A 16,321-nucleotide genomic window follows, 5' to 3' on the forward strand; every position below is an offset into this window, starting at 1 on the left:
TGTAATGCTTTATAAAAAATATTATTTCAAAATAAAAAATAAATTTGTATAGCCTTATAATGTATAAGTCATATTATTATTTAGCTCCTTTATCTTATTAAAATAATATAAAGTGGCTTTTTTTATTAATTTTAAAGGAAAAATTGATTTGATTACTCTACCATTATATAGATAATTATAATAAAGTTGATAAATTTATGATAAAGGTATAATATACATATGTAAAATTTTAAAATTATTTTATATACGTACTTTTGTTAATATAGTGTAAGATTAGCTATATATATATATTATTTTTTATTAAATATTAACATATAAAAAACTTGTATTTATATGTTGTTTTTGGTAAAATATGCTTATAAATTTTAATAAACTAAATTAATACAGATTATGTTTTGATTTCTAAATATAATTTAATAGGAGAGATGATATTTTGTACAATGTAATTATCGTAGACGATGAAGAAGAAATAAGAAATGGACTTATGAAAAAAATAGATTGGGAAAGATATGGTTTTAACATTATTTCTCAAGCAGAAAATGGAAATGAAGCTTTGGATAAAATAGAAAAATTAAAACCAGATGTCGTTTTTACAGATATAAAGATGCCTTTTTTAACAGGCATAGAGCTTATTAAAATTATAGCATCTAATATGTATAATATAAAAGTAGTTGTAATATCCGGGTTTAATGATTTTGAATATATAAAGGAGGCTATGGATAATAACGCATTTGGTTATCTTTTAAAGCCAATAGATAGTGAGGAGCTTATAAATATTTTAAATAGAATAAAAAATAATTTTGATATAGAGTATAACCAAAAGCGTAACTTAGAAGTATTAAAAAAACATTATTTAGAAAGTTTACCTGTAATAAAAACTCAATTTTTAACAAAGGCTATAGAAAGAAAACTTTCATTAGATTATTGGGAAAATAAATGTAACAGCTTAAATATAAATTTAAATAATAAGTATTTTTTAGTGGCTACGATAAAATATAGCTTTAAAGATAGTGAAAATAATTTTATAGAAGATGATGAGCTTATCCCATTTTCTATAAAAAATATATTTGATGAAAAAATGGAAGAGGGTATAAAAAATATACAGTTTGTTAGCTTTTTTTATTCAGATAACATAGTGAGTATATTTAGTTTAGATAATAAAAGGTATATTAAAAGCTTAATAAAAGAGCTTAATAGTGTTTGTGATATTTATTATAAGATAATGAATATAAAGATAACAATAGGTCTTGGGTATTGTGTTGAAAAAATAGAACATTTAAAAAATTCTTATGAAAGTTCAGAAGAAGCTCTCTTATATAAGATGATTATAGGAAGTGGAAAAACAATATTTATAAATGACATAGATCCAGATAAAAGTATAAAATTATCTTTTTCAGAAAATGATGAAAAAAAACTCTTTTCTATTATAAATTTAGGTGAAGAAGATGATATTGAAAAATTTATTAATGAGATATTTTATGATATAGATAAAACCATAGTAAATTTTAATGAATATAGGCTGTATCTTATAGAAATAATATTATCTATTTTAAAAATAAGTAAAAATTATAGTATAACTAGCGAAGAAATATTTGGTAAAGATTTTGAAATTTATAAAACTATAGATAAGCTTGATTCTATAGATGTGATTAAACAATATTTTTTAGAAAAGTTTAATATTTTAAGTATTTTTATAAGAAATAAAAGAATTAACTCTACAAATGCTATTGTTGAAAAAGCTAAACTTTATATAGATGAAAATTATTCAAATCCAGAACTTTCTATAAATACTATATGTGATGTTTTATTTATAAGTCCTACCTATTTTTCTTCAATATTTAAAAAAGTTTTAAATATAAGCTTTATAAAATATTTAACAGATTTAAGGCTTGAAAAGGCATTAGAGCTGATAAATACAACATCTGAAAAAACTTATGTTATAGCACAAAAAGTAGGATATACAGATGCAAACTACTTTAGCTACGTTTTTAAGAAAAAATATGGTGTATCACCTTTAAAATATAAAAATAAGGAATGATTTTTTGAAAAAAAGAAAAAATAGATGGCTGTCTTTTAATAATTACGGTATACAAAAAATAATAATGTTATCATTTACTTTTATATCTATAATTTGCTTAAGTATAGTAGGGATAACATTTTATCTAAGGTATGTTACAAATATTAAAAGTGTTATATCCAAAAATAATGATTTATTATTGGAGCAAGTACATATTAATATAAATAGCTATTTAGATAATATGATAGATATATCAAAAGCTATTTATGATGAGATTTATATTAAAAATTCTTTAGATAATGTAAATATAGATAATGAAATACAGATATTACACAAAGTTAATAATAAAAAAGTTGTTAATATAGGTTTATTTTCTAAATATGGTGAGGCAGTATCTTTAAGCGATAATATAAGTTTAAAAGAAAATATAGATGTTAGAGATAATGAATGGTTTATAGATGCTATAAAAAATAAAGATAAGTTTAACTTTTCGGTACCTCATATACAACAGTGTTTTGAATATAAAAATAATGAACATATTTGGGTTATATCTATTAGCAAATATGTTCAAATTAAAAAAAATGGGAAAATGATAGATGGAGTTATATTAGTAGATATAAATTTTAATGATATAGAAAAAATAATGTCTAAAGCTAACTTAGGAGAAAAGGGATATGTATATCTTGCTAATAATAAAGGAGATATTGTCTATCACCCAAGGCAACAACTTATATATTATAATTTAATAGAGGAAAATAACAAGAAAAATAGTTTGTTAGAAAAAGGTGTTTATGTTGAGGATTATGAAAACTATGAAAGGATAGTTAATGTAAAACCATTAGATGCTATAAATTGGACAATGATAGGGATAACCCCTGTTATAAATATGAAAAAAGAATATATAAATATAGGGATATTTATATTATCTATTTTATTATTTGCAATATCACTTATTTTGATATTAAATATGATTTTATCTTATAAGATAACTATGCCTATAAAGGAGCTAGAAAAGGCAGTTAAAAATTTTGAAAATGGAAATTTAGATTTTAAGGTAAATATAGAAGGGTTTTTAGAAGTTACATATTTAGGTGAAGTGATAAATGCTATGTTAGATAGTATAAAAAACCTTATAGAGTCTGTTAATAGAGAGCATTATCAAAAGAGAAAAAGTGAGCTAGACGCTTTGCAGGCTCAAATAAACCCACATTTTTTATATAATACACTAGATTCTATTGTAGCTATGATAGAAAATGAAAAATATAAAGCATCTATAGATATGACTATATCTTTAGCTAAATTATTTAGGATAAGTCTTAGCAAAGGAGAAAATATTATACCTATAAAAGATGAGCTAGAACATATTAAAAACTATTTAAAAATACAAAGTATACGATATAAAAATAAATTTTCATATAAAATAAACTGTGATGAAGAGATTATAAATTGTGCAACTATAAAATTGACTATACAACCTTTAGTAGAAAATGCCATATATCACGGTGTTAGCTTTTTAGATGAAGATGGTATGATAGAAATAAATGTTTATAAAAATGAAGAAAATGTAAATATAGATATCATTGATAACGGACTTGGTATGTCTAAAGAATGTTGTGAAAATATGTTAAAAGGTAAAGTTGAACCTAAAGGTGGTGGCTCTGGTATAGGTATAAAAAATGTAAATGACCGTATAAAACTTTATTTTGGAGATAATTATGGTATAGAAATATTTAGCGAATATGATGTTGGAACAACAGTTAGAATAGTTATACCTATAACACAAATAAAATAATTTTATAGGAGCATAAAATATGGAAAAGGTTAATAAAAGGTTTATTATTTTAGTTACTTTAAGTTTTATAGCTATAATTTCCTTATTAATGATAAATAGAGTATTTTTTATACTTGATAATAAGGAATACAAAATAGCTGTTATACTAGATAAACAAAATGCCTTGTATAATGAATTTATAAAAGATGGTGTTAACTTAGCAGGCTATGAGATGGGGATAACAATAGAATATATAGAAACAGATAAAGATTTAAACATAGCTTTAAATGAGCAAATAGAAGATAATAGTAGTGGAATAATTATTTTAGAGCCTAATAATAAATATATAGATATACCTAAAGGACTTAAAAAGCCAGTTATATTTTTAGGAGAAGATTTAGATTTAGAACCTAATACAGAGTTATCTTATATAAATAGTGATAGCTTTAAGATGGGAAAATATATAGCAGAAGAAATATTAAAAAATGGAAATATAAGAAAAAATATTGTCTTTGTTACAAATAATGATTTGAAAAAAACTGAAGAAAATATGTATAAGGGATTTTTAGATGTAATGAAATTTTCTTATAATGATATTAAACAAATTGTATTTGATAAAGAAACCATTTTTGAAATATTAAAAAATAATAAAAACGATGTTTTTGTTACATTTGACCCTTATATATTAAATGAGCTTTGTGAAATAAAAAGTAAAAATATAGAATTAGATAAAAAAGAAATATATGGGCTATCTAAAGGTAATGAAAGAATTAGATATTTAGAAAATGATATAGCTAAGGCTGTTATTGTAAAAAATGAGTTTAGCTTAGGTTATTTAAGTGTTGATATAATGCGTAAAATGATAGAAAAAAAACCTTATAGTAATGAAAAAATAAATTTTAATATAGTAAATAAAAGAAGTATGTATTTAAGAGAAAACCAATATCTTTTATTTCCTTTTAAATAATTATAAAATTATTTATCATAAAAATTTAATAAAATATCATAAAAATTTATATAGAAAAACCATAAAACTAAAGTTATAATTAAGTTGAATAAAGGATTACATAATAAGTATAATATTTTAATAATTATATTTAGACATAATTATAAGATGAACAGGAATAAAAATATAATATGTATTTATTATACAATTTAAGTTTAAATAAGCTTAATTTTAATGTATTTATTATTTAGGAGGGAAATAATTATGAAAAAATTTAGTAAATTAATTTTTATTGCATTAAGTGGAACAATAATGGCTTTATCTATGGTAGGTTGCGGCTCTAAATCAGAACAGCCAGAAAGTTCAAATGAACAACAAGCAGAAGGTAACAGCCAAGAGACAAATGAAAGTGTAGTAAAAGTTGGTGTTTTACTATATAAATTTGATGATACTTATATTTCTACAGTTCGTCAAAGTTTAGAAAAAATTCAAAAAGAAAATGGAGGAAAAGTTGAATTTAGTTTCTTTGATGGAAAAGGCGACCAAGCTACACAAAATGATAGCATAGATACTTTATTACAAAAAGGGACAGATGTTTTACTTGTAAATCTTGTTGACACAGGAGCTGGTCAAACAGTTGTAGATAAAATTAAAGCGGCAGATAAACCTGTAGTATTTTTTAACAGAGAGCCTGCAGCAGATGTTATAAAATCATATGATAAAGCAGTTTTTGTAGGTACAAATGCTAAAGAAGCTGGTATTTTACAAGGTAATATCTTATCAGGACTTTGGGAAAAAGATAAAGCTAATATAGACACTAATGGTGATGGTAAAATGCAATATGTAATGTTACAAGGTGAACCAGATAACCCAGAGGCTGTTGCAAGAACAGAATATTCTGTTTCAACAATAAAAGAAAAAGGTATAGAGGTTGAAGAGCTTGCAAAACAAGTTTGTAACTGGGACCAAGCTTTAGCTCAAAATGCCACAGAGGCTTGGGTTTCTAAATTTGGTGATGGTATAGAAGTTGTTATAGCAAATAATGATGGTATGGCACAAGGTGCTATAGCTGCTTTACAAGCACAAGGGTTTAATAATGGAGAAGGCTCAAAAACTATCCCTGTTGTTGGTGTAGATGCAACAGCAGCAGCACAAGATTTAATAGATAAAGGTTATATGGCAGGCTCTGTTTTACAAGATGCTGAAGGTATGGCAAAAGCTTTATATAGCACAGGTATGAATTTAGCACAAGGTAAAAATGCTATTGAAGAAACAGAATATACATTTGATGAAACAGGTGTTGCTGTTCGTATACCTTACCAAGAGTATACTAAATAAATCTAAAAATTATATTTATTAAAATGTAGATATTTATAAAAATAATCTTACCTAAAGATTTATAGTGTAAATAAAATTTAGGTAAGATTATTATATATTCTAAATATTTTATAAATATTATTTTAAGTTAGTTTAAGGTATGTTATAAATATAGTTAGAGAGGCTGAATATATGGAAAAATATTTACTTGAAATAAAAGATATATGTAAAAGCTTTCCTGGTGTTAAGGCACTTGATAAAGCTAACTTAAACATAAGAAAAGGAACTGTACATTCTCTTATGGGAGAAAATGGAGCAGGTAAATCTACCCTTATGAAATGTTTATTTGGTGTGTATACAAAAGATGAGGGTGAGATATACATAGAAGGAGAAAAAATACAGTTTCAAAATCCTAAGCAAGCTATGGAAAATGGTGTTGCTATGGTTCATCAAGAACTAAACCAAGTTTTACAAATGAACGTTATGGAAAATATATGGCTTGGTAGATACCCTACAAAAATGGGTATAGTAGATAAAAAAGAGATGTATAATAAAACTAAACAAATTTTAGAAGAGCTAGAGATAAATGTTGACCCAAAAGATAAGATGGCAGATTTATCTGTATCTCAAAGACAAATGGTTGAGATAGTAAAGGCTGTTTCATATAACGCAAAAATACTAGTTTTAGATGAACCTACATCTTCTTTAACAAACCAAGAGGTAGAACAGCTATTTAAAATAATTAACAAGCTTAGAGAGAATGGTTGTGGAATTATATACATATCTCATAAGATGGAGGAGATACTCCAAATATCAGATGATGTTACTATAATGCGTGATGGTAAATGGATATCTACACATCTTGCAAAAGATTTAACAATGGAAGAAATAATAAAACTAATGGTAGGTAGAAACCTTGAAAATAGGTTCCCACCAAAAGATAATGAAATAAAAGAGGTTATGCTAGAGATTAAAAACTTAACAGGGGCGACAGAGGACTCTATAAAAGATGTAAGTTTTGAACTTAGAGAGGGAGAGATACTGGGTATAGCAGGTCTTGTAGGAGCTAGAAGAACAGAACTTTTAGAAACTATATTTGGTATGAGAAAATATTCAAAAGGTGAGATATATTTAAAAGGTAAAAAAATAGATAATAAAAACCCTAGAGTTGCTATAAAAAATGGTTTTGCTCTATTAACAGAAGAAAGAAGAGCAACAGGAATTTTTGGACAGTTAGATATTAAATTTAATGCTTGCATATCTAATATAAATGGCTATATGAAATATGGGTTATTAGATAATAAAAAGATGAAAGAGGACACTAGCTGGACTATTGAAAGTATGAGGGTAAAAACACCTAGCCAAAAAACAGCTATAAAAACTTTATCAGGTGGTAACCAACAAAAAGTTATTATAGGTAGGTGGTTACTTACAAACCCTGATATACTTTTATTAGATGAGCCTACAAGAGGGATAGATGTTGGTGCTAAATATGAAATATACCAATTAATAGTAGATTTAGCTAAAAAAGGAAAAAGCATAATAGTTGTTTCATCTGAGATGGTTGAGTTACTTGGGATATGCGATAGAATAATGGTTATGTCAAATGGATATTTGGCAGGAGAAGGCGATGCTAAAGATATGACTCAAGAAGATATAATGACACTAGCAACTAAGTATGTTTAAGGAGGGTTAATATAGTGGAAAGAGCTAAAAAAAATATAGATTTTAAAAACTTACTTTTAAATAACGCTTTATATATAGTATTATTTTTAATGATAATTATCTTTATTATAAAAGAACCTAGATTTTTATCTTTTAAAAATTTTACTAATATATTAAGCCAAGCTTCTACAAGAGGTATATTGGCTTTAGGTATTGCTGGGCTTATTGTTTTACAAGGGACAGACCTTTCGGCAGGTCGTATATTAGGTCTTACAGCCGTTTTATCAGCATCTTTATTACAATCTGTTACATATGCGTCTAGAATGTATCCAGATTTACCCCAATTAAGCCCTATTATACCATTAGTTATAGCTATTTTTGTTGGAGCAATATTTGGAGCTATAAATGGGTTTGGTGTTGCAAAGTTAAAAGTGCACGCTTTTATTATAACTTTAGGTACACAGCTTATAGCATATGGGATAACTTGTTTATATATAGATAGACCACCTTTAGGGGCTCAACCAGTAGCTAACTTAGATGAAAGATATACAAAGCTTGTTAACGGGTCTTTTGATATAGGGGGTATACATATACCATATCTTGTTATATACCTTATTATAACATCTTTAATTATGTGGGTTATTTGGAACAAAACAAAACTTGGTAAAAATATGTTTGCCATAGGAGGAAACCCAGAGGCAGCAGCAGTATCTGGTGTTAATGTTGTAAAAAATATAATGATTGTATTTATAATAGCAGGGGCTTTATATGGAGTTGCTGGATTTTTAGAGGCAGCAAGAGCAGGCTCAACATCAACTAATACAGGTATTAACTATGAGCTTGATGCTATATCTGCTTGTGTTGTTGGGGGTGTATCATTTACAGGGGGTATAGGTACTATACCAGGTGTTTTATTAGGTACAGTTCTTTTACAAGTTATAAATTATGGTTTAAACTTTATTGGAGTTAATGCTTATTGGCAATATATTATAAGAGGGTTAATTATAATTATAGCTGTATCTTTAGACGTTAGAAAATATTTATCTAAAAAATAATAAATGAGGTGTATTTTTTGGATACAGAAAATAAAAATGAACAAAAAAATGGAGCTAAAAAACATTTTAAAGAAACTATATACGACAAAATAGACATACCTTTAAAAAAATTAGATAAATTTTTAATAGGTGCTATAGTTTTTTTAATAATATTAACTATTTTTAGTATTTTATAAAATATAGAAAGACATCTTTTGGTGTCTTTCTATATTTTTGTATATTTATAATATATTAAAAACAGATATGTTAACTAATATAACATTAAAATACTTTTTTCATTTTATTTTAAGTATTAAGCTATTATTTTCATACAAAATATTATATTTTTTTATTTTTTTTAAATAAAATAGATAATATTTATTAAAAAAATTGCATATATAATGATTTTATGATAAAATTATTAAGAAAAATTATAAAAAAATATATGCAAAGGAGAGATTATAATGGAAATGCATACAGTAGGCATTTTATCATTACTTCCACCTATTATAGCGATAATACTTGCGCTTAAAACAAAGGAAGTTATATCTTCACTTATTATTGGTATTTTATCAGGTACATTAATATATTCTATATATGATACAGATGGTATTATACAAATTGGAGCTAGGACTGTTGATGTTACTATGAGCCTTATGGGGCAAAAATTATCTGAAAATAGCTCTATAATAATATTTTTAGGGCTATTAGGTGCAATAGTAGTTGTTGTTACAAAAGCAGGTGGTTCTAGGGCCTATGGAGAATGGGCAGTAAAAAAAATAAAGACTAGAAAAGGTGCTAAAATATCAACTTTTATTTTAGGGGTTATTATATTTATTGATGATTATTTTAATTGTTTAACAGTTGGTACAGTTATGAGACCAGTTACAGATAAATATAAAATATCTCGTGAGAAATTAGCTTATATTATAGATGCAACAGCAGCACCTATATGTATAATTGCACCTGTTTCATCTTGGGCAGCATCTGTTATATCTCAAATGAGTGATGCAGGTTTAAACGGAATACAAGACTTTGTTAAAACTATACCATTTAATTTATATGCACTTTTAACTATAATAATGGTATTTGTTGTTTCGTTAACAAAAATTGAATTTGGGAAAATGGCAAAATGTGAACGTTTGGCTCTTTCAGGAGAAGTAAATGAAGACTTTCAAGAAACAGAAGAAGATGAGCTTAGTAAAGTAACTATATCTGATAAGGGTACAGTTTATGACTTAGTCATACCTATATTAGTATTAATAGTATCTTCTGTGGCATCAATGTTGTACATTGGTGGATATTTTAATGGTGGAATGACTTTAGCAGAGGCATTTGGTAATACTAATGCAGGTCCAGCATTGGCTATTAGTGGATTTTTTACATTATTAGTTACATTTTTATTATTTGTACCAAGAAAAGTTTTATCATTTAAAGAGTTTATGTCTGGTATATCAGCAGGGGTTAAATCTATGGTATCTGCTTATATAATTCTTACTTTAGCTTGGACAATAAGTGGTGTTTGTAGAGATTTATTAAATACTGGTGGATATGTAGGTGGACTTGTTGAAGGGTCTAGCTTAGCGGGAATGTTAATACCTGTTGTGGCATTTTGTGTTGCAGGTCTTTTAGCATTTTCAATGGGTACATCTTGGGGTACTTTTGGTATACTTATACCTATTATAACTGTTGTATGCCAAAATACTGCACCAGAGCTTACAATTATATCTTTATCAGCTGTTTTAGCAGGGTCTGTATTTGGAGACCATTGTAGCCCAATATCAGATACAACTATTTTATCATCTACAGGAGCAAGATGTAATCATATAAACCACGTTTCTACACAAATACCATATACATTAGTTGTAGCAACAAGCTGTCTTGTAGGGTATATTGTTGCTGGTATAACAACTAGTTTATTATTTACTTGGATATCTGCTTTATCTACTTTATGTATAATATTATTCATACTATACAAAAAAACTCCAAATAATTAAACATAATTATAGGTTAAATCCTACTTAATAAAGATAATAATAAATATTATTTAATATTTATTATTATCTTTATTTTTTTGTATGTAGAATACCACCTGTTTTACAGGTGGTTCTAAAAAGGCTGTGCCTATGAGTAGAAAAAATAACCTCCTGTTGTAAAATATATATGGGTTTGCTAGCCATATAAAAACAAAGATAGATTTTGTATAAAAATTTTTTATATATTTAAAATTAAAAATTTTATTAGTAATATTTTTTATAGAAAAGCATATAAATTATTTAAAAGACAAAGGAGGAATAAAAATGTTTATAAAGGACAAGCTTATAAATTATTTTGGTAAAAACATAAAATTTTTATTAAATAATATAGACTATCAATATTTTGAAAAGTCAGAGGAAGTTAGAATAAGACTAGATAGGTGTATAGTTTTTAAAACATTTGATAAAGAGTATTTTTTATTAAAAGATATGACTATAACAGAAAATTTTTTAGAAAATAAAGTTTATAAACCTACAATAGAGGATATATCACAAACAATAGAAACTATGAGTGGTTATTCTATATATGCTTTAGAACAAGAGCTAAAAAATGGGTTTATTACATTAAATGGTGGATTTAGGGTAGGTATAACAGGTAAAGTTATTACTGAGAACAATAAAGTAAAAACTATAAGAAATATATCTTCAATAAATATAAGGATAGCTAGAGAAATAAAAGGGTGCTCTAGCCATATTTTAAAATATATATCAAATCCAACGATAAAATCTACTATTATAATATCTCCTCCTAATTGTGGGAAAACAACTCTTTTAAGGGATATTATAAGAAATATTAGCAATTGTAAAGAAAATGTTGGACTAGTAGATGAGCGTTCCGAAATAGCTAGCTTATATATGGGAAAAACACAATTAGATGTTGGGATAAGAACAGATGTTTTAGATAGATGTAAAAAATCTGATGGAATGCTTATGCTTTTAAGAAGTATGTCCCCTAGTGTAATAGCCGTTGATGAAATAGGAAGCGATGAAGATATTGAAGCTATAGAAAAAATTGCCAATAGTGGTGTAAAAATAATATGCACAATACATTCTTATAGTATAGATGATATAAAGCAAAAGTATAATATGCAAAATATATTAAATAATAAAATATTTGAAAGGTATATTGTTTTAAATAGAAAAAATGAAATATGTAATGTAGAAAAAATTTATAATGAAAATATGGAAGTTGTATATGGTGAGGATAATTAAATGTATTTAAAAATAATTTTGTCTATTGTTATTTTAATAGGTTTTTCTATTATTGGTATATACTATTCATATAAGCCAATATATAGAAAAAATGACTTGCTAGAAATGAAAAGAGCTCTACTATCTTTAGCATCAGAGATAACCTTTTTTTCTAACATTGATGAGGCAATATTAAATATTGAAAAAAATTTGCAAAAGCCTGTAAAAAATATTTTTAAAAGATTTAGAAAAAATTTAGAGGAAAAAAGGGGTGAAGAGCTAGCTACTCTTTGGAGTGATGCCTTAAAAAATGGTTGTTATGAAACTTATTTTACTAGAGAAGATATAGAAAATATTAATATATTAGGAAAAATAATAGGTTCTTTAGATATAAGTTTTAATGTGGAAGGGTTAAACATTATAATAGATTATATAAATTCTACAGTAGAAATTTTAGAAAATGAAAAAAATAAAACATTTAAAATGTATCAAAGTTTAGGAGTTTTATCTGGACTTATGATAATAATATTACTAATTTAGGGGTGTAAATATGGATATTACAGTTATTTTTCAAATAGCAGCAGTGGGAATACTAGTTTCTGTTTTAAACCAAGTGCTTATAAGAGCAGGCAGGGAAGAACAAGCTATGCTTACTACACTTGCTGGATTGGTTGTAGTTTTATTTTGGGTTATACAGTACATAAGTGAACTTTTTGAAACGGTACAAACATTATTTAGCCTATAATATGGAGGTGTTAATTTGGACATTTTCAAAATATGTATAATAGCTATCATTTCGGTAATTATTATTTTAACTATAAAACCTCAAATGGCTAATATTTCTGTACTAATTTCAATAGTTAGTGGTGTAATAATATTTATGATGGTTATACCAATACTAGAGGAAGTAATAAGCTCTGTATTAGATATTGTTTCTATGTTAGATATTGGTATGGAGCATATAGGAATTATTTTAAAAATAATAGGTATATCATACATATGTGAATTTTCTTCACAAATATGTATAGATGCTGGAGAAAGTGCTATTGCATCTAAGATAGAACTAGCAGGTAAAGTGCTTATTATGTTTATATCTATACCTGTTATAACAAGGCTTTTAAGTTTAATAACAAGCCTTATGCCTTAGGGGGACAAGAGATGAAAAAATTTCTATTAATAATAATATTAATAATTGTGTTTAGTAAAAATATTTATGCTAATGATTATATATCAGAGGGGCTTAATATATTAAATATTGAACAATACGATACTATTATAAACGAAAATATTTATAAAAATGATTTTAAATTTTCTGATATAGCTAGGGATATTTTATCTGGAAAAAGTTTTAGCTTTAACATATATAAAATTATAAATTACATATTAAAATCTGTATTTGAAGAAGTATTTATAAATTCTAAAATAATAAAAAATGTTATATTAATTGGATTTTTAGCAGCATTTTTTAAAGTATTGACTGATAGCTTTAAAAATCAAGGGGTTGCAGAAATTGGGTTTTATACAACATATATGGTTATATCTATGTTATTAGCAACAAGCTTTAATATCGTTGTAGAAATTTTATATAATACCGTAAATAGCATAGCTAATATTATAAATGGAACAATGCCAATATTAATAGGACTTTTAGCTATGTCTGGAGCATCGGCAAGCTCCACTATATTTAGTAGCTTTATACTTGCTTCTTTAGGTATAGTATCTTTTTTTATAAAGAATATTTTTATACCACTAATATCAGGTACTGTTATTTTAAATATTATAAATTATATAATGCCTAAAGAAGTGTTAAACAAGCTTATAGAATTTTTAAAATGGCTTATAAATTTTTCATTAAGAAGTTTGGCTATGGGGCTTGGGTTTATAATTTCACTTCAGAGAATAGGTGCTCCTATATTAAATGGAGTAGTAAATAAAACGGCAAAAACATTTATAAGTTTTGTACCAGTTGTAGGAGATGTTATGACAGGTGCAATAGATAGTATTATGTATTTTGTAGGAATTTTAAAAAGTGGTATAGGTATAGCAATAGTAATAATTATTATAATATGTGCTATTGTACCAATAATAAAACTTGTAGCATTAATACTTATATATAAAATAGCAGCAGTTTTAATAGAACCTATAACAGATACAAGAATAACTTCTTGCGTAGACACAATGGGAGAGTATACAAAGCTTGTATTATCTAGCTTAATTATATTTTTAATATTATTTATATTTTTTATAGTTATTATGTTAAGTGTTACAGGATAAGGGAGATAAATATGATAAATTACTTTTACAGTTACATAAAAAACATAATATTATTTTTAATATTTATGTCATTTATACAAGTTATTTTACCAACTAATAAATATCGTTCGTATATAAATTTAGTTTTTGGTATTATATTAGTTCTTATTATGGTAAAGCCTTTAAATATTATATTTAATGATGTAAAAAATATAGAAATTTCACCTGCTTTTCTTGAAGAAACCTTTAATATTAATAGTGATATAAATAGTGAAAAGTATGTAAGTGTACAAAATGATATGATTAAAAATGCTTTTGAACATAATATTAAAAGACAAATAGAGGCTATATTAAAAGATAAATATTATATAAAAGATATAAATATAAATTTATATGAAAATAAATATAAAGAGATGAATATAGATAAGATAGAGTTATATATAGTAAAAAATGATAGAGCAATTTATGTAAAGCCTTTTAGGGAAGATGAAAATATAAGTGTAAAGCAACAAAAAGAAATAAATGATATAAAAAAATCTATATCTGATTTTTATAGAATAGATATAAATAGTATAGTTATAACAATGACATAAGAAAAGGAGATAATCTTATGAAGTCAATTAGAGAAATATTTAAAGATAAAAAAAATTATTATAGTATATTAACTGCTATTTTTCTTAGTATTCTATTATTGATTTTAAGCGATAATTTTTTAAAAAGTAATAAAAAAGAAAAGACTAACATAGACTATAAAGGACAATCCATAAATTTAGATGAGGATAAGAACTCATATGAAGCACAGCTTGAAAAAAGGCTAGAAAATATTTTAAGTAAAGTGCAGGGGGTTGGAAATATAGATGTTATGATAACACTAGAAAATGGAAAAGAAATTGTAACAAAAGAAGACAAAGTAAAAGAAAACTCTACAACTAATGAAGAAGCCTTAAATGGAGATAAAAGGCAGATTATATCTGATAAAGAACAGATTTCTACTGTAAAAATAAGTGGAGATGAGCCTTTAATTTTAAAAGAACTAACACCAAAAATATCTGGAGTACTTATAGTTGCTCAAGGAGGTGGTAACATAGATGTAAAAAATATGCTTATAAAATCTGCAAGTGCATTGCTAGGAGTAGAAATACACAAAATAGAAGTATTACAAATGAAGTAATATTTTAATATTTTTTTGAATAAACTTTATAGTAGATTATAATACAAATAAATTTTAAGGAGGCAAAACAATGTTTGCGTTAAAAAGAAATCAGGTTATAATAACAGCTTTAGTTGTTATGGTAGGGGCAGCTGGATATTTAAACTATGTAGGTAACAGTAGTGTAGAACCAACAGAAGTTGCATTAACAGATGATGGAGATATAACAGGTCTTGTCCCAGATTATGATTTATATGGAGAAGAAATAGTACATAATGAAAAAGAATCCACAACTCCTGTAAATGCAACTGCATCTAATGCTGATACAGAAGATGAGGCAGGTAAAGCAGTTTTTGTAAACAATAGTAACGATACATCTTATTTTATACAAGCAAAACTAGAAAGAGAACAAGCAAGAGCAAAACAAAAAGATATATTAACAGAGATGATAAATAATTCTAATATAGAGCAAGAAAAAAAAGCTACTGCAGCAGATGAAATGCTAAAAATTCAAGAAAGAATAGAAAAAGAAACAGCGGCAGAAGCTATGATAGAGGCAAAAGGCTTTAAAGAGGTTTATGTTAGGATAGATGATAATACAGTTGATATTGTAGTAAATAAACCAGAACTTAACGAATCTGAAATAGCTCAAATAGAAGATATTATAAAAAGAAAAACAGGAGTAACTGTGGATAAAATAAGAATAAGTCCAATTAAAAAATAATGTAAAATATAAATTATATCTTAATTAAAATAATAAAAACACTTTCTTAAAATAATTAGAAGGTGTTTTTATTATTTTGATTAACTATAAGTATTATTAAAATATAGATAAAATATTACTACACCGTATTTAGAAATTATGATATAATTAATTAGTTATTTTAATTTATTTGGGTAAATTAGATATAAGTTAATTTTATAAATACTTATTGTATTTT

16 protein-coding genes are annotated in these 16,321 nt (G+C 25.4%); all 16 read left to right on the forward strand.

The features are described from left to right. The first annotated feature begins 433 nt into the window (after positions 1-433). The 16 genes from R5Z65_RS03780 to R5Z65_RS03855 all read left to right on the forward strand — a co-directional run bounded on the left by R5Z65_RS03780 (position 434) and on the right by R5Z65_RS03855 (position 16,104). On the forward strand, positions 434-2,038 hold the full coding sequence (locus R5Z65_RS03780; protein ID WP_317367158.1) for a response regulator: 1,605 nt from the start codon (positions 434-436) through the stop codon (positions 2,036-2,038). A 4-nt stretch (positions 2,039-2,042) separates the two neighbouring features. After that, positions 2,043-3,809, forward strand: a complete 1,767-nt coding sequence (locus R5Z65_RS03785; protein ID WP_317367159.1) for a sensor histidine kinase — start codon at positions 2,043-2,045, stop codon at positions 3,807-3,809. 19 nt (positions 3,810-3,828) lie between these two features. After that, a complete protein-coding gene (locus tag R5Z65_RS03790; protein ID WP_317367160.1) occupies positions 3,829-4,755 on the forward strand; it encodes a substrate-binding domain-containing protein in 927 nt (308 codons plus the stop codon). 243 nt (positions 4,756-4,998) lie between these two features. Continuing rightward, positions 4,999-6,072 carry a galactose ABC transporter substrate-binding protein gene (locus tag R5Z65_RS03795; protein WP_317367161.1) on the forward strand — a complete coding sequence of 358 codons (1,074 nt, stop codon included), beginning with the start codon at positions 4,999-5,001 and terminating at the stop codon, positions 6,070-6,072. A gap of 171 nt (positions 6,073-6,243) precedes the next feature. Next, positions 6,244-7,737: a galactose/methyl galactoside ABC transporter ATP-binding protein MglA gene (mglA, locus tag R5Z65_RS03800; RefSeq protein WP_317367163.1), complete on the forward strand. Its 1,494-nt coding sequence runs from the start codon at positions 6,244-6,246 to the stop codon at positions 7,735-7,737. 14 nt (positions 7,738-7,751) lie between these two features. Further along, positions 7,752-8,771, forward strand: coding sequence for a galactose/methyl galactoside ABC transporter permease MglC (mglC, locus tag R5Z65_RS03805; RefSeq protein ID WP_317367164.1), 1,020 nt, complete (start codon positions 7,752-7,754; stop codon positions 8,769-8,771). A 17-nt stretch (positions 8,772-8,788) separates the two neighbouring features. Then, positions 8,789-8,947 carry a hypothetical protein gene (locus R5Z65_RS03810; RefSeq protein WP_317367165.1) on the forward strand — a complete coding sequence of 53 codons (159 nt, stop codon included), beginning with the start codon at positions 8,789-8,791 and terminating at the stop codon, positions 8,945-8,947. A 267-nt stretch (positions 8,948-9,214) separates the two neighbouring features. After that, a complete protein-coding gene (locus R5Z65_RS03815; protein WP_317367166.1) occupies positions 9,215-10,747 on the forward strand; it encodes a Na+/H+ antiporter NhaC family protein in 1,533 nt (510 codons plus the stop codon). Between the two features lie 303 nt (positions 10,748-11,050). Beyond that, positions 11,051-11,998, forward strand: a complete 948-nt coding sequence (gene spoIIIAA / locus R5Z65_RS03820) for a stage III sporulation protein AA (protein ID WP_317367167.1) — start codon at positions 11,051-11,053, stop codon at positions 11,996-11,998. Beyond that, entirely contained in the window at positions 11,999-12,517 is a 519-nt protein-coding gene (locus R5Z65_RS03825) for a stage III sporulation protein AB (protein WP_317367168.1), read from the forward strand. Between the two features lie 10 nt (positions 12,518-12,527). Further along, a complete protein-coding gene (gene spoIIIAC, locus R5Z65_RS03830; RefSeq protein WP_317356536.1) occupies positions 12,528-12,722 on the forward strand; it encodes a stage III sporulation protein AC in 195 nt (64 codons plus the stop codon). A gap of 15 nt (positions 12,723-12,737) precedes the next feature. Continuing rightward, a complete protein-coding gene (spoIIIAD, locus tag R5Z65_RS03835; protein ID WP_317367169.1) occupies positions 12,738-13,124 on the forward strand; it encodes a stage III sporulation protein AD in 387 nt (128 codons plus the stop codon). 11 nt (positions 13,125-13,135) lie between these two features. Further along, positions 13,136-14,251 carry a stage III sporulation protein AE gene (locus R5Z65_RS03840; protein WP_317367170.1) on the forward strand — a complete coding sequence of 372 codons (1,116 nt, stop codon included), beginning with the start codon at positions 13,136-13,138 and terminating at the stop codon, positions 14,249-14,251. An 11-nt stretch (positions 14,252-14,262) separates the two neighbouring features. Then, complete coding sequence (locus R5Z65_RS03845; RefSeq protein WP_317367171.1) at positions 14,263-14,823, forward strand: stage III sporulation protein AF; 561 nt, start codon at positions 14,263-14,265, stop codon at positions 14,821-14,823. Positions 14,824-14,840: 17 nt separating this feature from the next. Then, positions 14,841-15,401 carry a hypothetical protein gene (locus R5Z65_RS03850; protein ID WP_317367173.1) on the forward strand — a complete coding sequence of 187 codons (561 nt, stop codon included), beginning with the start codon at positions 14,841-14,843 and terminating at the stop codon, positions 15,399-15,401. A gap of 70 nt (positions 15,402-15,471) precedes the next feature. Next, positions 15,472-16,104 carry a SpoIIIAH-like family protein gene (locus R5Z65_RS03855; protein ID WP_317367174.1) on the forward strand — a complete coding sequence of 211 codons (633 nt, stop codon included), beginning with the start codon at positions 15,472-15,474 and terminating at the stop codon, positions 16,102-16,104. Positions 16,105-16,321 lie beyond the last annotated feature (217 nt).

It is taken from the genome of uncultured Tyzzerella sp. (assembly GCF_963558545.1).
Lineage (GTDB): Bacteria > Bacillota > Clostridia > Lachnospirales > CAG-274 > Tyzzerella.

Bases quoted from the DNA above. Each gene is read 5' to 3' on its own strand.
- R5Z65_RS03790 (WP_317367160.1), top strand. From the start codon at position 3,829: ATGGAAAAGGTTAATAAAAGGTTTATTATTTTAGTTACTTTAAGTTTT.
- R5Z65_RS03795 (WP_317367161.1), top strand. From the start codon at position 4,999: ATGAAAAAATTTAGTAAATTAATTTTTATTGCATTAAGTGGAACAATA.
- mglA (WP_317367163.1), top strand. From the start codon at position 6,244: ATGGAAAAATATTTACTTGAAATAAAAGATATATGTAAAAGCTTTCCT.
- R5Z65_RS03815 (WP_317367166.1), top strand. From the start codon at position 9,215: ATGGAAATGCATACAGTAGGCATTTTATCATTACTTCCACCTATTATA.
- spoIIIAA (WP_317367167.1), top strand. From the start codon at position 11,051: ATGTTTATAAAGGACAAGCTTATAAATTATTTTGGTAAAAACATAAAA.
- R5Z65_RS03825 (WP_317367168.1), top strand. From the start codon at position 11,999: ATGTATTTAAAAATAATTTTGTCTATTGTTATTTTAATAGGTTTTTCT.
- spoIIIAC (WP_317356536.1), top strand. From the start codon at position 12,528: ATGGATATTACAGTTATTTTTCAAATAGCAGCAGTGGGAATACTAGTT.
- R5Z65_RS03840 (WP_317367170.1), top strand. From the start codon at position 13,136: ATGAAAAAATTTCTATTAATAATAATATTAATAATTGTGTTTAGTAAA.
- R5Z65_RS03845 (WP_317367171.1), top strand. From the start codon at position 14,263: ATGATAAATTACTTTTACAGTTACATAAAAAACATAATATTATTTTTA.
- R5Z65_RS03850 (WP_317367173.1), top strand. From the start codon at position 14,841: ATGAAGTCAATTAGAGAAATATTTAAAGATAAAAAAAATTATTATAGT.
- R5Z65_RS03855 (WP_317367174.1), top strand. From the start codon at position 15,472: ATGTTTGCGTTAAAAAGAAATCAGGTTATAATAACAGCTTTAGTTGTT.